Raw genomic sequence first — 16,955 nt, forward strand, 5'->3', positions numbered from 1 at the left:
CCCGCGGGCGCCGGGTGGGTGTCTCACCACGCGAGCCCGGTGTGCGACACCCCCCACAACGCGGGGGGCGGGTAGCCCGCGACTGGGGGGGCGGTGACACGAAGACCGGAAAGACGCGCCCTCCCCTCCGCCTGTCGCCCCCTGCCACCCGAACGAGGTTCCCGTGGACATCAAGACCGCCGCCGCACTGCACCGGCTCCGCCTGATCTCCGCCCCCGAGGCGATCTCCTTCCTCCTGCTGCTGTGCTGCTCGGTCCTCAAGCGCACCACCAGCTTCGACGGCGTCATGGTCATGGGCATGGTCCACGGCGTGCTGTTCATCCTGTACGTCGTGTTCTGGCTGGACGCCTGGAACCGCACCAAGTGGGACCTGAAGACCGCCGCCCTCTACTTCCTCCTCTCGGTGCTGCCCACCGGCGGGTTCTTCGCCGAGCGGAAGCTGAAGCGTGAGGCCGAGAGCTCTGTCATCGCCGCCCGCGCCCGCCGGGAAGGCACGGCCAACGCATGATCGTCGCTTTCTCGGTCAGCCCGCTGGGTGTGGGCGAGGATGTCGGTGAGTACGTCGCCGACGCCGTCCGCGTCGTCCGCGAGTCCGGCCTGCCGAACCGCACCGATGCCATGTTCACCTCGATCGAGGGCGAGTGGGACGAGGTGATGGACGTCGTCAAGCGCGCCGTCGCCGCCGTCGAGGCCCGCGCGGGCCGGGTCTCCCTGGTCCTCAAGGCCGACCTCCGGCCGGGCGTCACCGACGGCCTGACCTCGAAGGTCGCCACCGTCGAACGCCACCTCGCCGCCGACGCCCCGGCGGACGGCGAGGCCCCGGCCTGACCTCGCGCGGCCCCGGCCCCGCACCGCCGCGCCACCCGACGGCCCGCCCGTCCGACGCCCCACCCGTACGGGACCGGGCGCCCCCCCCCCCCGCCCCCGCGCCCCCCCCCCCCCCCCCCCCGCCCCCCCCCCCCGGGGGGGGGCGGGGGGGGGCGCCGGGCCGGGCCGTTCACCTTCCGGGAAGCACGGTGGGGGTCGCCCGCATCCCGAGACGCGTCCGACCGGTATATGACCGCCCGGTAGGGTCGACGGCGTGCCGAAGCCGCTCAGTCTTGCTTTCGATCCCATCGCGCGCGCCGATGAACTCTGGCAGCAGCGCTGGGGAGCCGTGCCGTCGATGTCCGCGATCACCTCGATCATGCGGGCCCACCAGATCCTGCTCTCCGAGGTGGACGCGGTGGTCAAGCCGTACGGGCTGACTTTCGCGCGCTACGAGGCGCTGGTGCTGCTCACCTTCTCGAAGGCGGGGGAGCTGCCGATGTCGAAGATCGGCGAGCGGCTGATGGTCCACCCGACCTCGGTCACCAACACCGTCGACCGGCTGGTCACGTCGGGTCTGGTCGCCAAGCGGCCCAATCCCAACGACGGCCGCGGCACCCTCGCCACCATCACCGGCAAGGGCCGCGAGGTGTGCGACGCCGCCACCCGCGACCTGATGGGGATGGACTTCGGCCTGGGCGCCTACGACGCCGAGGAGTGCGCGGAGATCTTCGCGATGCTCCGCCCGCTGCGGGTCGCCGCGGGCGACTTCGCCGCGGACTGACCGGGCCGCCCGCCGGGAGCCGCCCGGCCCCGCGCCGGGGCCCCGCCCGGCCGCCCGTCCAAGGCGTCACCTGCCCTTTCCGTCGCGCACCGGACCGGCCGCCGGCACGCCACGGGGGTGGCGAAGATCGCCCCAGGAGGTCCGGTTACGCTCGGGGGCATGAAGCCCAGCGTCCTGACCCGCTACCGGGTGATGGCCTACGCCACCGCCGTCATGCTCCTCGTCCTGTGCGCCTGCATGGTGGCCAAGTACGGATTCGGTGCGGGCAAGGACCTCACCCTCGTCGTCTCCCAGATCCACGGCGTGCTGTTCATCATCTACCTCGTCTTCGCCTTCGACCTGGGCTCCAAGGCGAAGTGGAAGTTCGGCAAGCTGCTGTGGGTGCTGATCGCTGGCACCATCCCGACCGCCGCGTTCTTCGTCGAGCGCCAGGTCGTCGCCGAGATCCGGCCGCAGCTCCAGGACGGGACACCGCAGCCGGTCAAGGTCTGACCGCGCCGCACCACGGCAGCCACGCGCCCTCCCCACTCGGGGACGGGCGCGTTCGCGCTGTTCAGGGCAGGTGCGGAACCCGTACGGGCCCCGGTGCGGCGGACACGACGGCGGCTTCCCATCGACAAGTACTAGGACGTCCTAGTAAATTCGGGGTATGGACGCCGACGCGATCGAAGAGGGCCGCCGCCGCTGGCAGGCCCGGTACGACTCCGCCCGTAAGCGCGATGCGGACTTCACCACGCTCTCGGGCGACCCCGTGGAGCCCGTCTACGGCCCGCGCCCCGGCGACACCGTCGACGGCTTCGAGCGGATCGGCTGGCCCGGCGAGTACCCCTTCACCCGCGGGCTGTACCCCACCGGCTACCGGGGCCGCACCTGGACCATCCGCCAGTTCGCCGGCTTCGGCAACGCCGAGCAGACCAACGAGCGGTACAAGATGATCCTGGAGGCGGGCGGCGGCGGCCTCTCCGTCGCCTTCGACATGCCGACGCTGATGGGCCGCGACTCCGACGACCCGCGCGCGCTCGGCGAGGTCGGCCACTGCGGCGTCGCCATCGACTCCGCCGCCGACATGGAGATCCTCTTCCGGGACATCCCGCTCGCCGATGTCACCACCTCCATGACGATCAGCGGCCCCGCCGTCCCCGTCTTCTGCATGTACCTTGTCGCCGCCGAACGCCAGGGCGTCGACCCCGCCGTCCTCAACGGCACCCTCCAGACGGACATCTTCAAGGAGTACATCGCCCAGAAGGAGTGGCTCTTCCCGCCCGAGCCGCATCTGCGGCTGATCGGCGACCTGATGGAGCACTGCGCGGCGAAGATCCCCGCGTACAAGCCGCTCTCCGTCTCCGGCTACCACATCCGCGAGGCCGGGGCGACGGCCGCGCAGGAGCTGGCGTACACCCTCGCCGACGGCTTCGGCTACGTCGAGCTGGGCCTCAGCCGTGGCCTGGACGTCAACACCTTCGCGCCCGGCCTGTCCTTCTTCTTCGACGCGCACCTCGACTTCTTCGAGGAGATCGCCAAGTTCCGCGCCGCGCGCCGCATCTGGGCCCGCTGGATGCGCGACGTCTACGGCGCGACCAGCGAGAAGGCGCAGTGGCTACGGTTCCACACCCAGACCGCCGGGGTCTCGCTCACCGCCCAGCAGCCGTACAACAACGTCGTCCGCACCGCCGTCGAGGCGCTCGCCGCGGTCCTCGGCGGCACCAACTCCCTGCACACCAACGCCCTCGACGAGACCCTGGCGCTCCCCAGCGAACAGGCCGCCGAGATCGCGCTCCGTACCCAGCAGGTGCTGATGGAGGAGACCGGCGTCGCCAACGTCGCAGACCCGCTGGGCGGTTCGTGGTTCATCGAGCAGCTCACCGACCGGATCGAGGCGGACGCCGAGAAGATCTTCGACCGGATCAAGGAGCGCGGCGCCCGGGCCGTCCCGGACGGACAGCACTCCATCGGCCCGGTCACCTCCGGCATCCTGCGCGGCATCGAGGACGGCTGGTTCACCGGCGAGATCGCCGAATCCGCCTTCCGTTACCAGCAGTCCCTGGAGAAGGGCGACAAGAAGGTCGTGGGGGTCAACTGCCACCACGGCTCGGTCACCGGCGACCTGGAGATCCTCCGCGTCAGCCACGAGGTCGAACGCGAACAGGTCCGCACCCTCACCGACCGCAAGGCCGCCCGCGACGACGCCCGCGTCACCGCCTCCCTCGGCGCGATGCTCACCGCCGCCCGCACCGGCGGCAACATGATCGAACCCATGCTGGAGGCGGTCCGCGCCGAGGCCACCCTCGGCGAGATCTGCAATGTGCTGCGGGATGAGTGGGGGGTTTACACCGAGCCCGCCGGGTTCTGAGCGGAGCGTGGCCGTCCGCCGCGCATCCCGCCCATGACCAGGCGTTCTCCCGGAACTTCGGGGTAGGTGCAGGCAGTTGTGTGCCCCTCGTCGTACCGGGAGAACGTGTGAAGAGAACAGTTCGTACTGTGTGTGCCGCGTCCGCCGCCGTGCTCGCGGCGGTGTTGCTGGGCGGGTCCGCCGTCGCGAGTGCCGCGCCGTCCGTGCCGGCCGGCACGGACGGCCGGCCGGCCCGGGTCCAGGACGAGTTCGACCCGCTCGGACCCGAGGTCGAGGCCGTGCGTCTCGCCTCCGGGCGGACCGCCCACTACATCGACGACGGTCCGCGCGACGGCCGTCCGGTGCTCTTCCTCGGCGGTACGGGCACCAGCGCCCGCGCCGCCCATATGACCGACTTCTTCCGCAGCACCCGCGAATCGCTGGGGCTGCGGCTGATATCCGTCGAACGGAACGGCTTCGGCGACACCGCCTACGACCCGCACCTGGGCAAGGCCGACTTCGCCGAGGACGCCCTCGCGGTCCTCGACCGCCTCGGCGTCCGCAAGGTCAGCGTGATCGCCATCTCCGGCGGCGGGCCGTACGCCGCCGAGCTGGCCGCGCGGGCGCCGCAGCGCATCCAGGCGCTGCACCTGGCCGCCGCGCTGCCGCCGTACGGGGCCCGGCCCGACTACTGCGCGCTGTCGGACGAACAGCTGGCCGCCGCAGTCAAGGATCAGATCGCCGATCCGCGCGTCTGGTGGGCGTTCCCCGACGACAGTCCGACGAAGCGGATCCCCGGCTTCGCCGACACCGCGTACGAGGAGGGCGCCCGCACCTACCACCAGCGCGGGCAGAAAGCCGATCCCGCGCCCCAGGTGCACGAGCAGCGGCTCTACTGCGAGCGGCCGGGCCCGGACCTGTCGCGGCTGACCGCGCCGGTGTACCTCTACGGCGGCAAGAAGGACACCACCGTGCCGCCCGCCACCCTCGCCACCTGGCAGCGGCAGCTGCCGGCCGCGCCGGTGGTCCGTTCGTACGCGGACACCGGGCACGACGTGCAGTACCGCCACTGGGACCAGATCCTCGTCGACCTCGCGGGCCGCGGCGACCGCACGGTCGTCTGCCACCGCGGCCACAGCGCCATGGCACCGGCGGCGGACGCCCGACGACTGCTCGCCGAGGGGCGCGCCACGCTGGGCAGTTGCGCCTGGCGGGAGAAGTAGGGGGGACGGGGCGGGCCCGGGGGAGGGGCGAGTTCGGGGGGCGTCGGGTTTCGGGGGGCGTCGGGTGGAAGCGTTAAATCCGCTGGTCCGGCGGGTAGTTGGCCCGCGAGGGGCCCGCCGAACCCCTACGGGATCCGCCCTACGGGATCCGCCCTACGGGATCCGCCCTACGGGGCCCGCCCTACGGACCCCCGCCCCCTCAGCCCGGCCCCGCCAGTCCGGCCAGCCCCGCCAGCAGGACGGTGGCGAGGCGGCGGGCCCAGACGGTGTCGACCGGTTCCGCGGAGACCAGGGTGCGGTGGACGACCGTGCCGGCGATGACGTCGAAGATCAGGCCGACCGTCTCGGCGGCGGCCCGGGCGCCGTCGTGGTCGGGCGGGTCCGGGGGGAGTTCGCCGCGGTGCTGGGCGCGTTCGCGGCCCAGGACCACCAGGCGTATCTGCCGGTCGACGATGGCGGTGCGGATGCGTTCGCGCAGTGCCGCGTCGGTCGTCGACTCGGCGACCACCGCCATCAGCGCCGTCTTCGTCTCCGGCCGCTCCAGCAACCTGCCGAACTGGAGGACCACGCCCTCGATATCGGCCTGGAGGCTGCCGCGGTCGGGGAGTTCCAGCTCGTCGAAGAGGACCGCGACGGCGTCGACGACCAGTTCGTTCTTGTTGGCCCAGCGGCGGTAGAGCGTGGTCTTGGCGACCCCGGCGCGGGCGGCGACATCGCCCATGGTGAACCGGCCCCAGCCCAGCTCGACCAGGGCGGCCCGTGCCGCGTCGAGGATCGCGCGGTCGGTCTCGGCACTGCGCGGGCGGCCCGTGCGGCGTTTCCGGGGGCAGGAGTGCGGCATGCGGGCGACCATACCGGCCAGTAGCACCGTTCTCGGTGCGGGTCGTGAGGCAGATCACGACGGCGGCTCTCCGGCGGGGGTGCCGCCGCGGGACCACCAGCAGTTACGCTACGGGTCGTAGCGTAAGAGCGACGATCACATCGGCCCGGGTGGGGACCCGCGGCCACGCAGGGGCCCCGTGAGGGGCCGGAATCGGGCGCCAGGCCCGGCCGTGCACCGCATTCCGGCGGAGTGTACGGACGGCCGGAGCGCCCGGGAAGAGGATCCGGTGCGGCCCGCGGGCCGGATTTTCGGTATCGCTTTCCGGAACGGGCCGCTCAGGGGGGAGGATGGACCCATGCAGCCACGCAACATGTCCATGAGCGGAGTCGTCGACCTCGCAGCGGTGAAGGCCGCCGGGGAGGCGAAGCAGAAGGCCGAGCAGGCGCGCGCCGAGGCGGCGCGCACGGGCGAAACGCCCACCGCCGGCACTTCCTTGGTGATCAACGTCGACGAGGCGGGGTTCCAGCAGGATGTCCTGCAGCGCTCCACCGAAGTGCCGGTCGTCCTCGACTTCTGGGCCGAATGGTGCGAGCCGTGCAAGCAGCTGGGTCCGCTGCTGGAGCGGCTGGCCGGTGAGTACGCCGGAAAGTTCGTGCTCGCCAAGGTCGACGTCGACGCCAACCAGATGCTCTTCCAGCAGTTCGGTGTGCAGGGCATCCCCGCGGTCTTCGCCGTCGTCGCCGGGCAGCCCATCCCGCTGTTCCAGGGCGCGGCCCCCGAGGCGCAGATCCGCCAGGTGCTCGACCAGCTGGTCCAGGCCGCCGAGCAGCAGTTCGGCATCGTCGGTGTCCCCGTCGACCCGCAGGCCGCGGGCGACCCGGCCCCCGCCGAGGCCCCGGCCGGTCCGTACGACGCGGCGCTGGCGGCGGCCGGCGCCGCGCTGGACGCCGGCGATCTGGGCGGCGCCGTGCAGGCGTACAAGAACGTCCTCTCCGACGATTCCGCCAATCCTGAGGCGAAGCTCGGTCTTGCCCAGGCCGAACTGCTGCGCCGGGTGCAGGACCTCGTCCCCGCCGGCGTCCGCAAGGCCGCCGCGGAGAACCCGTCCGATGTGCAGGCGCAGATCCGCGCCGCCGACCTCGATCTCGTCGGCGGTCATGTCGAGGACGCCTTCGGCCGTCTCGTCGACACGGTCAAGCGCTCCGCCGGTGACGACCGGGAGGCCGCCCGGGTGCGGCTGCTGGAGCTGTTCGAGGTGATCGGCACGGACGATCCGCGGGTCGTCTCGGCGCGTACCGCGCTGGCCCGGGTCCTTTTCTGACGGTCCCCAAGGGCCCGCCCGCCGACCGGGGCGTACGCCGCTCGGGTGAAACGATCAGCGGCCACGCTTTGCCAAATCTTGGCAATCGTGGCCGCTGTTACTCGTAGTAAGCCCGACGGGATGATGTGTCGGCATATGGCCGCGGATGTCCTGTATTTCCGGGTCGAGCGCGGCGACGCTGTGTGCCCGGGCGATATCGGTCGGTCGTGCCCCGGTGATCTGTCCGTTACCCGCAAGTAACGAACCCCTTGTGCGGCGGCGTGGAATGCACCACGATCGGCCACGCTCGGTCCATCTCCGTAGTCCGGCAGCCGGCCGGTACCACGGGCAGATGGGTCCCCACCGAGTGGGTCGGCGGCCCCTGTTGCCGACCGTGGGCAGGGGGGTCCCCGCCATCAACGGCAGGGCCTGCCCAGGAGGTTGCGCGAGAGCGTGGCCAGTGGTTGTCGCTCGGGGGTGATCGCCGGTATTCGGAACGCCATGCGCCTTTCGAGCACGGGCGCTCTCCTTCCCGAGGACGTAGCACTTCTCCCATCCCGGGTACCGCGGAACTCGACCGAGTCCGCCGGTGCCGGAGATGTACGTCCGAGAAGGAGGAAAGTCATGGAGTCCCTGGCTCGTGGCGGGACCAGATGGAAGCGGTTCGCCGTCGTCATGGTGCCCAGCGTCGCGGCGACCGCCGCGATAGGCGTCGCCCTGTCGCAGGGCGCCCTCGCGGCATCGTTCAGCGTGTCCGGCCAGCAGTTCAAGGTCAGCACCGACCGGCTGGACGGCACCGGCTTCGTTCAGTACGGAGCGGTTGACGCCCAGAAGGACGGCAAGCAGGTACCGGTCGCGGTCTCGGCGTTCTCCGACGCCAAGATCAAGAATCTGTGCCAGTCGGTCGTCGTGCCGGTGCCGGTCTTCGGCGATGTGTCGATGAAGCTGACGGCGGGTGGCGGTGCCACACCGGTCGTGGCGAAGAACCTCTACATCGACCTCGATCAGCTGAATGCCGATGCGACCTTCAAGAACATCAACATCGGTGTGGCCGCGGGGTCGACGTCCAAGGGCCCCGGCATGAAGAAGGGCGACAAGGCCGACCCGGGTTCGTTCGCCCAGGAAGCCGACAAGGCCACGCTGACCGGCGTCAAGCAGACGGCGTGGGCGACCACGGCCGGCACGTTCAAGCTGAGTGGCCTTCAGATGAAGGTCAGCAAGGGCAAGAACGAGTGCTACTGACGCGCTGAGCGTACGGGCGCGGGGCGCGAGAGTGCGGCCGCGCCGTGGTGACCCCGCGCCTGTCCGCCGACGATGTCAGCAGTCACGTAGTCCAGCCCAGAACCACCGTGCGCGCCGCGTGGATGCGGGGCCGAACGAAGCGAAGGTATGGCATGAGCGCCGACACGCGACCAGGACTGAACGAGAACCTCGGACGGAAGCGTCTCGCGTTCCGGCAGTGGCGTGGGCAACGCCCGTTCTGGGCCGGTCTTCTGACGCTGCTGGCCGGTCTGCCGATCATGTACTTTCCCTACGCCAATCTCACGATCGGCTCGCTGACCGTGCGCATGGCGACCACCGCCGGCGCCGGATCGCTGATCATCGGCGTGCTGTTGGTCGTGCTCGGTCTGACCCTGTGGTTCCAGCCGGCCTCGCGGGTCTTCGCGGGGGTGGCGGCCATCCTGCTGTCCCTCGTCTCCCTGGTCGTCTCGAACTTCGGTGCCTTCCTCGTCGGCTTCCTGCTGGGACTGTTCGGCGGGGCGCTCGGCGTCTCGTGGGCGCCGGGCCGGGCGGCGGCGGGCGGCGGGCCGCAGGGCGCGTGGGCCGGCGCGGCGGTCGGCGGGCAGCCGGTCGCGGCCGGTGCGGCTCCGGGATCGGGCGACGGACTGGACGACCTGTCAGGAACGAGCCCGACCAACGGAACGAACGGGAGGCACCGTGCCGGGTGACGAGCTGCACGAGAACGCAGCCGCCGGGGCGAGATCCGGACCGAGGCACGCGGCGCCGAAGAAGCCGCTGCTGACGCGGTTCCATGTGCCCGCGGGCAAGGCGATAGCCATCGCCGCGATGCCGTCCGCCGTGCTCATGGGCATGGGGTTCACGCCCCAGCTGGCGGTGGCCAAGCCGGCGCCCAAGAGCCCCTTCAAGGACGGCCCGTGCGTCACCGCTCCGGACCAGCAGGAGCAGGAGGCGCAGGCCAAGGAGAAGGCCGCCAAGAAGAAGGCCGCAGCGGAGAAGGCCGCCAAGGACGCCAAGGCCGCCGAGGCAGTCAAGAAGAAGGCCGCTGAGGACGGGGAGAAGGGGAAGGCGCCGGGGCCGGGCACGCCGTCGCCCGACGCCTCGCCGTCGCCGTCCGGCTCCGTGTCCGGGGGCGAGGACACCGGCTCCGCGCCGTCCCCGTCCACCACCCCGTCGTCGTCCCCCACGGACGACGAAGGCAACCCCTGGTACGACCCGCTGGGCTGGGGCAAGAAGATCGAGGACGCCTTCACGCCCGGCGGCGCGAAGGACTCCGGCACGGAGAGCGGCAAGGACGCCGCGCCGCCGGGCCCGAGCCCGACCGCGACGTCGGACCCGTCGAAACAGCCGGACCCCTCGAAGCAGTCGAAACCCTCGAAGCCGTCGTCCGGGAAGACCGCCGACCCCGTACAGGACGCGGCCGACAAGGTCACGGAGCCGGGGCGGGACACGGCGGACGAGGCCACCGAGGGGAAGGGCGACGCCGCCGGGCCCACGGCCGGTGCGACGGCCGGCCCCGGTGCGCCGGACGCGGACGGGAAGAAGCCGTTCCCGTGCGTCGTCGAGAAGACATCGGACGGTACGGACGAACAGCCCCCGGCCGCCGTGCCGGAGGACCCCTGGCACCTGGAAGCCACGTCGCTGACGTTGAAGGAACTCGACTACAAGGGCGTGGTCAACCTCCGGACGCCGAGCGGGCGGACCAAGCAGGCGCTGAAGTTCACCGCCGGTGGCATCGACATCGGTGACCTGCACCAGATCGTGGACGGGCCGAACGGCCTCAAGTACCACGTCCGGTCCACGCCGGGCTCCACGTCGACCATCCGCGACGGGCAGGTCACGCTCTACACCGAGCGGCTCCAAGGCAACCTCTTCGGGCTGATCCCGATCGTCTTCGACCCGGAGCACCCGCCGCCCATCAACATCCCGTTCGCGTTCTTCACCAAGGTGAAGCTCGCCCAGGCGGGACAGTTCGGCGGCACCCTGCACGTCCCCGGGCTGCACGAGACCATCGAGAACAGCTGAGAGAACGGAGAACGGGGGGGGGGGGGGGGGGGGCCCCGGGCGGGGGGGGGGGGCCCGGGGGGGGGGGGGGCCGCGCCGGCGCGCGCCGGGCCCGCCCCCCCGGGGGGCGCCCGGCGCCTATCTCCCCCTTTGGGCAGTCGTGGGTGGGGGGGGGCCCCCCCTGGGCCGGGCGGGGGCCGCCCACCGCCGTTGTGCGTCACCTGCGCCGGATCAGCTCTCGCCGCCCAGACGGTGGACGCGCACCATGTTGGTGGTGCCGGGGACGCCGGGGGGCGAACCGGCCGTGATGATCATGGTGTCGCCCTCGTTGTACCGCTGGAGCTTGAGCAGCTCCGCATCGACGAGGTCGACCATCGCGTCGGTGTTGTCGACGTGCCGCACCACGAACGTCTCCACGCCCCAGCTCAGCGCGAGCTGGTTGCGGGTGGCGGCGTCGGTGGTGAAGGCCAGGATCGGCTGGGCCGCGCGGTAGCGGGAGAGCCGGCGGGCGGTGTCACCGGACTTGGTGAACGCCACCAGCGCCTTGCCGCTGAGGAAGTCCGCCATCTCGCACGCCGCGCGGGCCACCGCGCCGCCCTGCGTCCGCGGCTTCTTGCCCGGGACCAGCGGCTGCAGGCCCTTCGACAGCAGCTCCTCCTCGGCCGCCTCGACGATCTTCGACATCGTCTTGACGGTCTCGATCGGGTACGCGCCGACCGACGACTCCGCGGAGAGCATGACCGCGTCCGCGCCGTCCAGGATCGCGTTGGCGACGTCGGACGCCTCGGCGCGGGTCGGCCGCGAGTTGGTGATCATCGACTCCATCATCTGGGTCGCCACGATCACCGGCTTGGCGTTCCGGCGGCACAGCTCCACCAGGCGCTTCTGCACCATCGGGACCTTCTCCAGCGGGTACTCCACCGCGAGGTCACCGCGGGCCACCATCACCGCGTCGAAGGCCATGACGACCTCCGCCATGTTGGCGACCGCCTGCGGCTTCTCGACCTTGGCGATGACCGGGACGCGGCGCCCGACCTCGTCCATCACGCGGTGCACGTCCTGGACGTCCTTGGCGTCGCGGACGAAGGAGAGCGCGACCATGTCGCACCCCATCGCCAGCGCGAACTTCAGGTCCTCGATGTCCTTCTCCGACAGCGCGGGGACGTTGACCGCCGCGCCGGGCAGGTTGATGCCCTTGTGGTCGGAGATGACGCCGCCCTCGATGACGATGGTGCGCACCCGCGGGCCGTCGACGTCGACGACCTGGAGCGCGACGTTGCCGTCGTTGATGAGGACCGGGTCGCCCTTGGAGACGTCGCCGGGCAGGCCCTTGTACGTCGTGCCGCAGAGGGTCTTGTCGCCGGGGACGTCCTCGGTGGTGATGACGAACTCGTCGCCGCGCACCAGCTCCACGGGGCCGTCGGCGAACGTCTCCAGGCGGATCTTCGGGCCCTGGAGGTCGGCCAGCACGCCCACCGCGCGGCCGGTCTCCTCGGACGCCTTGCGGACGCGGTGGTACCGCTCCTCGTGCTCCGAGTGGGTTCCGTGGCTCATGTTGAAGCGGGCCACGTTCATACCGGCCTCGATCAGCGTCTTCAGCTGGTCGTAGGAGTCGACGGCGGGGCCCAGGGTGCAGACGATTTTCGAACGGCGCATGGGCTGAATCCTATCGGTTTTGTTTCGGAGCGGAATATTCCCCCGAAGGCGGGCGCGGAGCTAGGCGGTGACCAGCGCGTATGTCTGCTGGGCGATCTCCAGCTCCTCATCTGTCGGGACCACGGCGACCGCGACCCGGGCGTCCTCGGGCGAGATCAGCCGCGGCTCGTCGGACCGTACGGCGTTGCGGTCGGCGTCCACGGCCATGCCAAGACCCTCCAGACCGGCCATCGCCGCGGCGCGCACCGGGGCGGCGTTCTCGCCGACGCCCGCGGTGAACGCCACCGCGTCGACCCGGCCGAGCACCGCGGTGTAGGCGCCGAGGTACTTCTTCAGCCGGTGGATGTAGATGTCGAAGGCGAGGGCCGCGGCCTTGTCGCCCTCGTCGATACGGCGCCGGATCTCCCGCATGTCGTTGTCGCCGCAGAGCCCGACCAGCCCGCTCCTCTTGTTGAGCAGCTCGTCGATCTCGTCGACGGACATCCCGGCGACCCGCTTGAGGTGGAACGTCACCGCCGGGTCGATGTCGCCGGAGCGGGTGCCCATCACCAGGCCCTCCAGCGGCGTCAGCCCCATCGAGGTGTCGACGCACCGGCCGCCCGCCACCGCCGACGCCGAGGCGCCGTTGCCCAGGTGCAGCACGATGACGTTGACCTCGGACGGGTCCTTGCCCAGCAGCCGGGCGGTGCGCCGCGAGACATACGCGTGCGAGGTGCCGTGGAAGCCGTAGCGGCGGATGCGGTGCGCGTCGGCGGTGGCCACGTCGATGGCGTAACGGGCCGCGTACTCCGGCATCGTGGTGTGGAACGCGGTGTCGAAGACGGCGATCTGCGGCAGGTCCGGGCGGAGCGCCTGCGCGGTGCGGATGCCGGTGATGTTCGCCGGATTGTGCAGCGGCGCGACCGGCACCAGCCGCTCGATCTCCTTGAGGACCACCTCGTCGATGACGGTCGGCTCGGTGAACTTCAGGCCGCCGTGCACCACGCGGTGCCCGATCGCGGACAGGTGCGGCGAGTCGAGGCCCAGGCCGTCGGCGGCCAGCTCCGCGGCGACCGCCTTCAGCGCCGCGTCGTGGTCGGCCATCGGTCCTTCGTGCACCCGCCGTGCGCCGCCGGTGGCCAGCGGCGTGTGCACCAGCCGCGAGGTCTCCTCACCGATCCGCTCGACGAGACCGACGGCCAGCCGACGGCTCTCCGCCATGTCGAGCAGCTGGTACTTCACCGACGAGGAGCCGGAGTTGAGGACGAGGACGCGGGTGGGGTTGGCAGTCATGGAGCGCTTTCCGGTGGTTGCGGGACGGGCGGGCGCGGGTCAGACGGCTCCGGCGCCGGGCGGGGCGCCCTGCGCCTGGATCGCGGTGATGGCGACGGTGTTGACGATGTCCTGCACCAGCGCGCCGCGCGACAGGTCGTTGACCGGCTTGCGCAGGCCCTGGAGGACCGGTCCGACGGCGATGGCGCCCGCCGAGCGCTGCACCGCCTTGTACGTGTTGTTGCCGGTGTTGAGGTCCGGGAAGATCAGCACCGTCGCCCGGCCCGCGACCTCGGAGCCGGGCAGCTTGGTGCGCGCCACGGAGGCGTCGACCGCCGCGTCGTACTGGATCGGGCCCTCCACCAGCAGATCCGGCCGGAGCTTGCGGACCAGTTCGGTGGCGCGGCGGACCTTGTCGACGTCGGCGCCGGAGCCGGAGGTACCGGTGGAGTACGACAGCATCGCGATCCGCGGCTCCACCCCGAACTGCGCGGCGGTGGCGGCCGACTGGATGGCGATGTCGGCGAGCTGCTCGGCGTCCGGATCCGGGTTGACCGCGCAGTCGCCGTAGACGAGGACCCGGTCGGCCAGGCACATGAAGAAGACGGACGAGACGATCTGCGCGTCGAGTTTCGCCCGCCCGTCGCCCGTCACCGCCCCATCGGACGTGCGACGCGCGGCCCCTGTTGTCTTGATGATCTCGAAGGCCGGGCGGATGGTCGCCGCGGTCGAGTGCGCCGCGCCCGAGACCATGCCGTCGGCCAGGCCCTCCTGCACCATCAGTGTGCCGAAGTACGACACATCGGCGACGACGTCGTACGCCAGCTCGTAGCCGACGCCCTTGTGGGCGCGCAGCTCCGCGTACCGCTCGGCGAAGCGTTCGCGCAGCGGCGACGACTGCGGATCGATGATCTGGGCGTCCGCCAGATCGATGGCGAGGTCGGCGGCGCGCTTGCGGATCGCCTCTTCCTCGCCCAGCAGCGTCAGCGCGCAGACGTCGCGGCGCAGCAGCACATCGGCGGCGCGCAGCACCCGCTCCTCGCCGCCCTCGGGCAGCACCACCCGGCGCCGCCCGGACCGGGAGCGCTCGATCAGCTCGTGTTCGAACATCATCGGCGTGACCCGGCCGGAGCGGGCCACGGAGATACGATTCGTCAGCTCGACGGTGTCCACATGCCGTTCGAACAGGCCGAGCGCGGTCTCCGCCTTGCGCGGCGCCGCGGCGTTGAGCTTGCCCTCGACGGCGAACAGCTCCGCGGCCGTCGGGAAGGAGCCGCCGGGCACCGAGATCACCGGGGTGCCGGGCGCCAGCCGGTCCGCCAGCGCCATGATGTCCGGGCCGGGCCGCTCGTCCAGGGTGAGCAGCACCCCGGCGATCGGCGGGGCGCCCGCGCTGTGCGCGGCGAGCGACCCGATGACGAGGTCGGCGCGGTCCCCGGGCGTCACCACCAGGCAGCCCGGCGTCAGCGCCTTGAGGAACGTCGGCAGCATCGCGCCGCCGAAGACGAAGTCACGGGCGTCGCGGGCGAGCCCGGAGTCGTCGCCGAGCAGTACCTCCGCGCCCAGGCTGTGCACCAGCTGCCCGACGGTCGGCGCGGAGAGCGCGCCGTCCTCCGGCAGCGCGTAGCACGGCACCGGCAGCCGCGCCGCCAGCCGTTCGACGACGGCCTTCTGGAGCCCCGGATCGACGCGGTTGACGACGAGGGCGACGACATCGCAGCCGAGCGCGGCGTAGGCGCGGTAGGCGTTCCGGGCCTCCGCGCGCACCGCCTCGGCCTCCTGGCCCTGACCGCTGACCACCGGGATGACCGCGGCGCCGAACTCGTTGGCGAGGCGGGCGTTGAGGCCCAGATCGTCCGGCAGGTTGGTGGCGGCGTAGTCCGAGCCGAGGACCAGGACGTACTCGTACTCCCGGGCCACCGCGTGGAACCGTTCGACCAGCCGGGAGACCAGTTCGTCGGTGCCGTGCTCGGCCTGGAGGCCGGCGGCCTCGTCGTAGCCGAGGCCGAAGGCGGATGCTGCCGGCTGGCTGAGGCGGTAGCGGGCCCGCAGCAGGTCGAAGAGGCGGTCCGGTCCGGCGTGGACCAGCGGGCGGAAGACGCCCACCCGGTCGACGTGGCGGGTCAGGAGCTCCATCACTCCCAGCTCGACGACCTGACGGCCGTCGCCGCGCTCGGTACCGGTCACGTACACACTGCGTGTCACGCGTGCTCTCCGTCCATCCGTTGTCGCCTGGGTCAGATCAGCCGGGGGCAGTCAGAGTAGGGTCGGAAACAGCCGTTATGGCGGGCTCGCCCTCTTGACCATACCCGCGGCTCCCGGGCGGTCGCGCGTCCCGGTTTCCCCGAGGGAACGGGCCCGGGAGAAGGGAGGGAGCCGGGCGGCTGAGGGCGGGCCCGGACGCCCCGTGGAAGAATCGGACCGGCCGCGCGACCGACAGTGAGCACAGGAGACACAGCACGATGCGTATCGGAGTCCTCACCGCCGGCGGCGACTGCCCCGGGCTGAACGCGGTGATCAGGTCCGTCGTCCACCGCGCCCTGACCGGCCACGACGACGAGGTCATCGGCTTCGAGGACGGTTTCAAGGGACTGCTCGACGGGCGTTACCGCAAGCTCGACCTGGACGCCGTCAGCGGCATCCTCGCCCGCGGCGGCACCATCCTCGGCTCCGCCCGCCTGGAGCGCGACCGGCTGCGCGAGGCGTGCGACAACGCCAAGGACTTCTCCCGCGAGCACGGCATCGACGTCCTCATCCCGATCGGCGGCGAGGGCACCCTGACCGCCGCCCGGATGCTGGCGGACGCCGGACTGCCGGTCGTCGGCGTCCCCAAGACGATCGACAACGACATCTCCTCCACCGACCGCACCTTCGGCTTCGACACCGCCGTCGGCGTCGCCACCGAGGCCATCGACCGCCTCAAGACCACCGCCGAATCGCATCAGCGGGTGATGGTCGTCGAGGTCATGGGCCGCCACGCCGGATGGATCGCCCTGGAGTCCGGTATGGCCGGCGGCGCCCACGGCATCTGCCTGCCGGAGCGCGAATTCGACGTGAACGACCTGGTCCGGATGGTCGAGGAACGGTTCTCGCGCGGCAAGAAGTTCGCCGTGATCTGCGTCGCCGAGGGCGCCCATCCCGCGCCCGGCACGATGGACTACAAGAAGGGCGCCATCGACCAGTACGGCCACGAGCGGTTCTCCGGTATCGGCAACGCCCTCGCCGTCGAGCTGGAGAAGCGCCTCGGCAAGGAGGCCCGCCCGGTCATCCTCGGCCACGTCCAGCGCGGCGGCACCCCCACCGCGTACGACCGCGTCCTCGCCACCCGCTTCGGCTGGCACGCCGTCGAGGCGGCGCACCGCGGGGAGTTCGGGAAGATGACGGCGCTGCGCGGCACCGACGTCACGATGGTGCCGCTCGCGGAGGCGGTCACCGAGCTGAAGCGGGTCCCCGTCGACCGGATGCGGGAGGCCGAGTCGGTCTTCTGACCTGCGGCCCGTCCGGACACGGCGGCGGCGCGCCGCCCCGGTGGGGGACGG

15 protein-coding genes are annotated in these 16,955 nt (G+C 71.7%); 11 read left to right on the forward strand and 4 right to left on the reverse strand.

All coding sequences use genetic code 11. From position 1 onward, the window contains the following. The first annotated feature begins 163 nt into the window (after positions 1–163). The 6 genes from ACFWWQ_RS14575 (at position 164) to ACFWWQ_RS14600 (ending at position 5,143) form a co-directional block, all read left to right on the forward strand. Complete coding sequence (locus tag ACFWWQ_RS14575; protein ID WP_384595466.1) at positions 164–508, forward strand: DUF3817 domain-containing protein; 345 nt, start codon at positions 164–166, stop codon at positions 506–508. Further along, a complete protein-coding gene (locus ACFWWQ_RS14580; protein ID WP_384595469.1) occupies positions 505–828 on the forward strand; it encodes an MTH1187 family thiamine-binding protein in 324 nt (107 codons plus the stop codon). The genes ACFWWQ_RS14575 and ACFWWQ_RS14580 overlap by 4 nt, the downstream gene beginning before the upstream one ends. A 253-nt stretch (positions 829–1,081) precedes the next feature. Beyond that, complete coding sequence (locus tag ACFWWQ_RS14585) at positions 1,082–1,591, forward strand: MarR family winged helix-turn-helix transcriptional regulator (RefSeq protein WP_384595472.1); 510 nt, start codon at positions 1,082–1,084, stop codon at positions 1,589–1,591. A 159-nt stretch (positions 1,592–1,750) separates the two neighbouring features. Then, positions 1,751–2,083, forward strand: a complete 333-nt coding sequence (locus ACFWWQ_RS14590; RefSeq protein WP_384595475.1) for a DUF3817 domain-containing protein — start codon at positions 1,751–1,753, stop codon at positions 2,081–2,083. 157 nt (positions 2,084–2,240) lie between these two features. Then, positions 2,241–3,941 carry a methylmalonyl-CoA mutase gene (locus tag ACFWWQ_RS14595; RefSeq protein ID WP_384595478.1) on the forward strand — a complete coding sequence of 567 codons (1,701 nt, stop codon included), beginning with the start codon at positions 2,241–2,243 and terminating at the stop codon, positions 3,939–3,941. A gap of 128 nt (positions 3,942–4,069) precedes the next feature. Then, the gene (locus ACFWWQ_RS14600; RefSeq protein WP_384595481.1) at positions 4,070–5,143 is read left to right on the forward strand and encodes an alpha/beta fold hydrolase; all 1,074 of its coding nucleotides are present in this window, start codon (positions 4,070–4,072) and stop codon (positions 5,141–5,143) included. A 199-nt stretch (positions 5,144–5,342) separates the two neighbouring features. Here ACFWWQ_RS14600 and ACFWWQ_RS14605 read toward each other — a convergent pair whose 3' ends face one another. Next, positions 5,343–5,996: a TetR/AcrR family transcriptional regulator gene (locus ACFWWQ_RS14605; RefSeq protein ID WP_384595484.1), complete on the reverse strand. Its 654-nt coding sequence runs from the start codon at positions 5,994–5,996 to the stop codon at positions 5,343–5,345. A gap of 325 nt (positions 5,997–6,321) precedes the next feature. Here ACFWWQ_RS14605 and ACFWWQ_RS14610 point away from each other — a divergent pair, with 325 nt between their 5' ends. From ACFWWQ_RS14610 to ACFWWQ_RS14625, 4 genes are all read left to right on the forward strand, one after another. Beyond that, entirely contained in the window at positions 6,322–7,287 is a 966-nt protein-coding gene (locus ACFWWQ_RS14610) for a tetratricopeptide repeat protein (protein WP_384595487.1), read from the forward strand. Between the two features lie 603 nt (positions 7,288–7,890). Continuing rightward, a complete protein-coding gene (locus tag ACFWWQ_RS14615; protein ID WP_384595490.1) occupies positions 7,891–8,508 on the forward strand; it encodes a DUF6230 family protein in 618 nt (205 codons plus the stop codon). A 152-nt stretch (positions 8,509–8,660) separates the two neighbouring features. Continuing rightward, positions 8,661–9,215 carry a DUF6114 domain-containing protein gene (locus ACFWWQ_RS14620; protein WP_384595493.1) on the forward strand — a complete coding sequence of 185 codons (555 nt, stop codon included), beginning with the start codon at positions 8,661–8,663 and terminating at the stop codon, positions 9,213–9,215. Continuing rightward, a complete protein-coding gene (locus ACFWWQ_RS14625) occupies positions 9,205–10,530 on the forward strand; it encodes a hypothetical protein (protein WP_384595496.1) in 1,326 nt (441 codons plus the stop codon). The genes ACFWWQ_RS14620 and ACFWWQ_RS14625 overlap by 11 nt, the downstream gene beginning before the upstream one ends. 210 nt (positions 10,531–10,740) lie before the next feature. On the opposite strand, the gene pyk is transcribed toward ACFWWQ_RS14625, so the two are convergent. The 3 genes from pyk to pta are packed head-to-tail and all read right to left on the reverse strand — an operon-like array spanning position 10,741 to position 15,621. Then, positions 10,741–12,165, reverse strand: a complete 1,425-nt coding sequence (gene pyk / locus ACFWWQ_RS14630; protein WP_384595499.1) for a pyruvate kinase — start codon at positions 12,163–12,165, stop codon at positions 10,741–10,743. Between the two features lie 60 nt (positions 12,166–12,225). Continuing rightward, positions 12,226–13,437: an acetate kinase gene (locus tag ACFWWQ_RS14635; protein WP_384595502.1), complete on the reverse strand. Its 1,212-nt coding sequence runs from the start codon at positions 13,435–13,437 to the stop codon at positions 12,226–12,228. 39 nt (positions 13,438–13,476) lie between these two features. Next, entirely contained in the window at positions 13,477–15,621 is a 2,145-nt protein-coding gene (pta, locus tag ACFWWQ_RS14640) for a phosphate acetyltransferase (RefSeq protein ID WP_384595505.1), read from the reverse strand. Positions 15,622–15,878: 257 nt separating this feature from the next. Here pta and ACFWWQ_RS14645 point away from each other — a divergent pair, with 257 nt between their 5' ends. Then, the gene (locus ACFWWQ_RS14645; RefSeq protein ID WP_384595508.1) at positions 15,879–16,904 is read left to right on the forward strand and encodes an ATP-dependent 6-phosphofructokinase; all 1,026 of its coding nucleotides are present in this window, start codon (positions 15,879–15,881) and stop codon (positions 16,902–16,904) included. The last annotated feature ends 51 nt before the right edge of the window (positions 16,905–16,955 follow it).

This window comes from Streptomyces sp. NPDC059080 (genome assembly GCF_042739975.1).
GTDB lineage: Bacteria > Actinomycetota > Actinomycetes > Streptomycetales > Streptomycetaceae > Streptomyces > Streptomyces benahoarensis.

Coding starts and splice junctions, on each gene's coding strand:
- ACFWWQ_RS14580 (WP_384595469.1), top strand. CDS start 505: ATGATCGTCGCTTTCTCGGTCAGCCCGCTGGGTGTGGGCGAGGATGTC.
- ACFWWQ_RS14590 (WP_384595475.1), top strand. CDS start 1,751: ATGAAGCCCAGCGTCCTGACCCGCTACCGGGTGATGGCCTACGCCACC.
- ACFWWQ_RS14595 (WP_384595478.1), top strand. CDS start 2,241: ATGGACGCCGACGCGATCGAAGAGGGCCGCCGCCGCTGGCAGGCCCGG.
- ACFWWQ_RS14605 (WP_384595484.1), bottom strand. CDS start 5,996: ATGGTCGCCCGCATGCCGCACTCCTGCCCCCGGAAACGCCGCACGGGC.
- ACFWWQ_RS14610 (WP_384595487.1), top strand. CDS start 6,322: ATGCAGCCACGCAACATGTCCATGAGCGGAGTCGTCGACCTCGCAGCG.
- ACFWWQ_RS14615 (WP_384595490.1), top strand. CDS start 7,891: ATGGAGTCCCTGGCTCGTGGCGGGACCAGATGGAAGCGGTTCGCCGTC.
- ACFWWQ_RS14620 (WP_384595493.1), top strand. CDS start 8,661: ATGAGCGCCGACACGCGACCAGGACTGAACGAGAACCTCGGACGGAAG.
- pyk (WP_384595499.1), bottom strand. CDS start 12,165: ATGCGCCGTTCGAAAATCGTCTGCACCCTGGGCCCCGCCGTCGACTCC.
- ACFWWQ_RS14635 (WP_384595502.1), bottom strand. CDS start 13,437: ATGACTGCCAACCCCACCCGCGTCCTCGTCCTCAACTCCGGCTCCTCG.
- ACFWWQ_RS14645 (WP_384595508.1), top strand. CDS start 15,879: ATGCGTATCGGAGTCCTCACCGCCGGCGGCGACTGCCCCGGGCTGAAC.